Source organism: Nocardia vinacea NBRC 16497, from assembly GCF_000308835.1.
In the GTDB taxonomy this organism is placed as follows: Bacteria; Actinomycetota; Actinomycetes; order Mycobacteriales; family Mycobacteriaceae; genus Nocardia; species Nocardia vinacea.
Genome location: NZ_BAGN01000208.1, coordinates 18,623 through 23,167, shown reverse-complemented (window position 1 = coordinate 23,167; position 4,545 = coordinate 18,623). Strand labels below are relative to the sequence as shown.

At 64.2% G+C, this 4,545-nt stretch carries 4 protein-coding genes; 2 read left to right on the top strand and 2 right to left on the bottom strand.

What is annotated here, in order from left to right:
• The first annotated feature begins 26 nt into the window (after window positions 1-26).
• Entirely contained in the window at window positions 27-245 is a 219-nt protein-coding gene (locus ON44_RS29180) for an MbtH family protein (RefSeq protein WP_040695737.1), read from the top strand.
• Between the two features lie 57 nt (window positions 246-302).
• Here ON44_RS29180 and ON44_RS29175 read toward each other — a convergent pair whose 3' ends face one another.
• Window positions 303-1,643: a helix-turn-helix domain-containing protein gene (locus ON44_RS29175; protein WP_040695735.1), complete on the bottom strand. Its 1,341-nt coding sequence runs from the start codon at window positions 1,641-1,643 to the stop codon at window positions 303-305.
• 590 nt (window positions 1,644-2,233) lie between these two features.
• A complete protein-coding gene (locus tag ON44_RS29165) occupies window positions 2,234-3,040 on the bottom strand; it encodes a carboxymuconolactone decarboxylase family protein (protein WP_040695733.1) in 807 nt (268 codons plus the stop codon).
• A gap of 315 nt (window positions 3,041-3,355) precedes the next feature.
• On the opposite strand from ON44_RS29165, the gene ON44_RS29160 reads away from it, so the two are divergent.
• Window positions 3,356-4,474 carry a serine hydrolase domain-containing protein gene (locus ON44_RS29160; protein ID WP_051182566.1) on the top strand — a complete coding sequence of 373 codons (1,119 nt, stop codon included), beginning with the start codon at window positions 3,356-3,358 and terminating at the stop codon, window positions 4,472-4,474.
• Window positions 4,475-4,545 lie beyond the last annotated feature (71 nt).

Below are 4,545 nucleotides of genomic sequence, written 5' to 3'. Positions count from 1 at the left end.
ACTCTCCCACCAGGAAGGCCGACCAGATGACCAACCCGTTCGACGACGATGACGCCCAGTTCTACGTCCTGACCAATGCCGAAGGACAGCACTCGCTGTGGCCGATCTTCGCCGCCGTCCCCGGCGGCTGGACCATCGCCTACGGCGCGGCCGCGCGTCGCTCCTGTCTGAAGTACGTCGAATCCCACTGGCTGGATATGCGTCCCAATTCACTCATTACCGCGATGCAGCCCGAGGCCAACTGAATAGGTAGGGTGCGCCGGTTCGTACATCCCCCCTGCCGACCGGTGCGCCCTACCCCCTCATGCCCGGGTACGCGGAGTATCGACGATCATCCGAGCCTGCTCACGCCAATCGGCGACGGCGCGACCCCGGAAACCCGACAGTGCGGTATCGAATTGTTTCGCCCGCTTGGTGACGGTGAGGCCGACGTAGGTGTGGCCATTGGTGATCGCGCGGGTCGCCACCGCACAGGCCTCGTCCACCTCGCCCGAGGCCAGCAACGCGGTGGCGTGTTCGAACCGGACCAGCGCGGGTTCCATGGTCTCGCTCGGGTCGTAGAGCCCGATAGCTCGCTCGGATGCCAGGGCGGTCTGCTCGGTGCGGCCCAATCGGGAATAGCCGATGGCCTGATAGAAGGCGAGCTTCTCCGGGCGGAAGGAAAAGATGCCGATCGAGAGTTGTTCCGCGGGAACATTTTCCAGTGCCTGCTCCGATCTCGCGATGCAGCGGGCGAAGCCGTCGGAATTGCCGAGGCTGGCGTGCGCTCGGGCCGCCATTCCCCACAACCAGGCCGCCGCCGGACCTTTGCCCGGATTTTCTTCGAGGCGTGGGCTGAGCAGGTTCAAAACTTCCTTCGGATTATCGCTATAGGTTGGTAAATACGACAATCCGGCGAGTGCGATGTCCTCGGAATAGCGGTCGCCGATGTCCTGGGCGGCGTGAATTGCGGTGGTGTACCACAATCGGGCCTGGCCGAAATGTCCCTCATTGAACAGAATTTCGCCGACGACATTCGCCAGGCGCCCGGCCGTACGGACCAGTCGGATTTGATGATGGGTCGCCTGCCGCTCCGCGAGACAGCCACGGACCGCGCGGAATTGATCGAGCGTGGCCGGCAGCAACTCGTACGGCGGCACCTGCACGACGCGAGCGCCGAGGGCCTCGACGGATTGTTCGAGCAGGCCGAGCCGCCGTTCGCTCATCGAGCCCGCGTCCAGGGTGGCGAGCATCTTCTCCGGTTCGCTCGTGACCATATCGGCCGCCTGACCGGCCAGGCCCGCACCGATGCAGGCCAATAGCAATCGCCTTCTCACGTCGTCATCCTCGACTTCCTTGTCGAGCCCGATGTCCCTACCGAGCTGTTTCCGATCGAGCGCCGGGCTCGTCTCTTCGGTATCGCGGGCCGTCGCCGGACTCGCGATCGCGCGCTCGAATCGCGCGACGACGACCGAGTCGGCCTCCGATAGCACTCGATCGAGCAAACGCCTGCTTGCGGCATGCATCCGGGTTGTCCGGCCGTTCTCCCACAAGATCACGGTGCGCGGGGTGACGCCCACCAGGCGTGCGAACTCATAGCGACTTCGCTTCATCGCCACGCGAAGAGCGAGTACGTCTTCGCCGGTCCAATCGACCTCAACCATAGGTCCCGCTCCCTCGTACCAGGCTGATTCAATCGGAAATTACTCGCATTTACCGCATTCGGCTCTGTTATCCACCGAATCGCAACGTGCACGCTGAAGCGGTACCCGGCACCGGGTTTGTACCCCAAACCCTTTCGGGGGTGCCGGCTCTCCGGAACCCGACGCACGGTCCCGACGCTGTTCCGATCCGCAGCGTTGACGGCGGGTTCCGGTGGCGCTGCCGGTGCCGGGTGCACTTATCTCTTCGATAGAGGTGAACAATGGACGTTTTGCATTCGGATATCCGGGAATTGTGGCTGGTACAGAGCCGCGATTGCAATCAAGAGCCGGTGGGCCTCAGTTATGACCGGGCTCGCTTCATCCTCTCCGTTCATGCTGGACACGGTGCCCGCTGCCGCCAATACCTGGCCGCCTCCGCGCACTGCTTCCGGCGTACTGCCGAGAGGTAACCCGAGACCCTGATGGGGGTTCCGGTGCGGCACTTATCCGCAGAAGTGCCGCACCGGGATGGGCCGTAAGGCCTCGGGGCAGGCGATATTGCCGCGGTGCCGAGGTGAATCGATCGGGCGTTACCTGTCGGCTGAGGTGCGTCAGTCGCCCGAGCGCTCCGCGAAAACCGTGCGTGCCACTGTGATTCCGTTGAGTGCTGCCGGGAATCCGGCGTAACCCGCCATCTGCGTGATGATTTCGACGACTTCGGTCTCGGTGCCGCCGACATTCAGCAGGCCGTGGATGTGCACGCCCAGTTGCGGCGCCGCCGTGCCGAGCGCGGTGCACATGGCGACGGTGACCATCTCACGGGTCTTCAGGTCCAGGCCGGTACGTGAGTAGATATCGCCGAAGCCGTACTCGATGATGTAGCGCCCCAGATCCGGTGCGATATCGCGCAGCGAGGCGATGACCTGTTCGCCTGCGTGCCCATCGATCTCGGCGAGCTTGGCGCTCCCGCGCTCGAACCGGTCACCCGTCGGTGCCGGTGCCGGTTCGGCCGGTGCGGGGAGATCGGTACGGGCGTCGAACACTTCGCGCGCCGCACCCAGCCCGTTGAGTGCCGCAGGGAACCCCGCGTACACGCTGACGTGGATCAGCGTCTCCACGATCTCCTCCCGCGTGCACCCCACATTCAGTGCCCCGTCGATGTGGAACCGCAACTGCGGCGCGGCATTTCCCATCGCCGCCAGCGCCGACACCGTCGCCAACTGCCGCTGCCGCAACGTCAGCCCCGGCCGCGACAGAATGTCGCCATACCCGAATTCGACGGTCAGCCGACCCAGGTCCGGCGCGATATCCGCGAGACTGTCCAGCACCGCGGGCCGCTCCTGCCCACCGACCCGTCGAAGCAGTTCCAGTCCGCGCTCGAAACGATCATTGCTGGTAGAGGCCTGTGTGTTGGTCATGCCCCGAACTCTAAAAGTTGGAGTGCGCTCCAACGCAAGCCTTGATTCGTGCGGCTGTCCGGAGTCTCGGGGTCGTGACGCATCGCGGTGTGTAGCCCCCAGTTCGGCAGGGCTGTCGCACAGCCGGTGACCTCCTCGCACAAGTTGCAAATCATGTGCTGTGTTCACTCGATGTGCGCGGCCTCGATCGAAAGTCATCGCACGATCCATGTCTGCGCATCAGATGATCACTCGGTGGTACTAGGGGGCCTCCCCGGGGCGATCTCCGGGGGCGCCCCTGATGTGCGGGACGGGGAATGTTCCTAGCGTCGAGGCATGCGCCTTGTGACGGTAGGTATTGCTGTTTGTGTGGTTGCTGCGCTTTCGGGATGTACCAAGGATCCCGATGCGCCGGTGGGGGTTTCGGCGAAGCGGATTCGGGTGGTGCAGGGCGATATCGATCGCGCGGTCGAGGGCGGGGTCACGGGGATGATCGCGACCTTGACCGAGAACGGGAAGACGGTCACCCTCACCAGTGGTGTAGCCGATATCGGTACTCGTGCGCCGATTCCGGCGGCGCCGCCGCAGCGGGTGCGAATCGGCAGTATCAGCAAGACGTTCACCAGTGCGGTGGTGTTGCAGTTGGTGGCGGAGGGCAAGATTCGGCTCGATGAGCCGGTGGATACGTATCTGCCGGGGCTGTTGCGGGGCGAGGGGATCGATGGGCGGGCGATCACCGTGCGTCAGATACTGCGGCACCAAAGCGGTCTGCCCGAGCTCACCGATGACCCGCGTGTCGACGAGTATCAGGCGGCGCTGGCCGGGCGGATCATGACGCCCGCCGAGCAGATCGCGATAATCCTCAGCAGACCAGCAGATTTCGCGCCCGGTGCGCGGTTCGAGTACAGCAACTCCAACTACATCGTGGCGGATGTACTGGTCGAACGGGTCACGGGTGCGGCGTATGTCGAGGAGTTGAATCGGCGGATCCTGAAGCCGCTGGGGCTCGACGACACCTACCTGCCCGCGCCAGGCGAGCTCGATATCCGGGGCCCACATCCCAAGGGGTACGCCGATATCGACGGCGTCGTCACCGATGTGTCACGCATCGAACCTTCGGTGCCGTGGGGTGCGGGCGCAATGGTCTCCACCGGCGACGATCTGAATCGCTTCTACCAGGCACTCCTGGCCGGACAGGTGGTGCCCGCGGCCGAGTTGCGGGAGATGCGCGACGGTGTGCCGATGGGGATGCTCGATATGTCCTACGGACTCGGCGTCGGATCCACGCACTTGCCGTGCGGCGCAGAGTATGTCGGGCACACCGGCGGCATCTATGGCTTTCTCACGGTCTCCGGCGCGACGCTGGACGGCCGGGCAGTGACCTACGCCTACACCAAGCCGCCGGAATCATTGCCCGATCAGACCGCCATGCTCGAACACGCCTTGTGTCCGTGAAGAGAATTAGTATCAACATGATTGTGGGCACACCTAGCCGTGCGCGGCCGATCTTGGACTATTTCGGCATG

What these genes read in the sequence shown, in the direction of transcription:
- ON44_RS29180 (WP_040695737.1), top strand. Translation starts at nt 27, where the DNA reads ATGACCAACCCGTTCGACGACGATGACGCCCAGTTCTACGTCCTGACC.
- ON44_RS29175 (WP_040695735.1), bottom strand. Translation starts at nt 1,643, where the DNA reads ATGGTTGAGGTCGATTGGACCGGCGAAGACGTACTCGCTCTTCGCGTG.
- ON44_RS29165 (WP_040695733.1), bottom strand. Translation starts at nt 3,040, where the DNA reads ATGACCAACACACAGGCCTCTACCAGCAATGATCGTTTCGAGCGCGGA.
- ON44_RS29160 (WP_051182566.1), top strand. Translation starts at nt 3,356, where the DNA reads ATGCGCCTTGTGACGGTAGGTATTGCTGTTTGTGTGGTTGCTGCGCTT.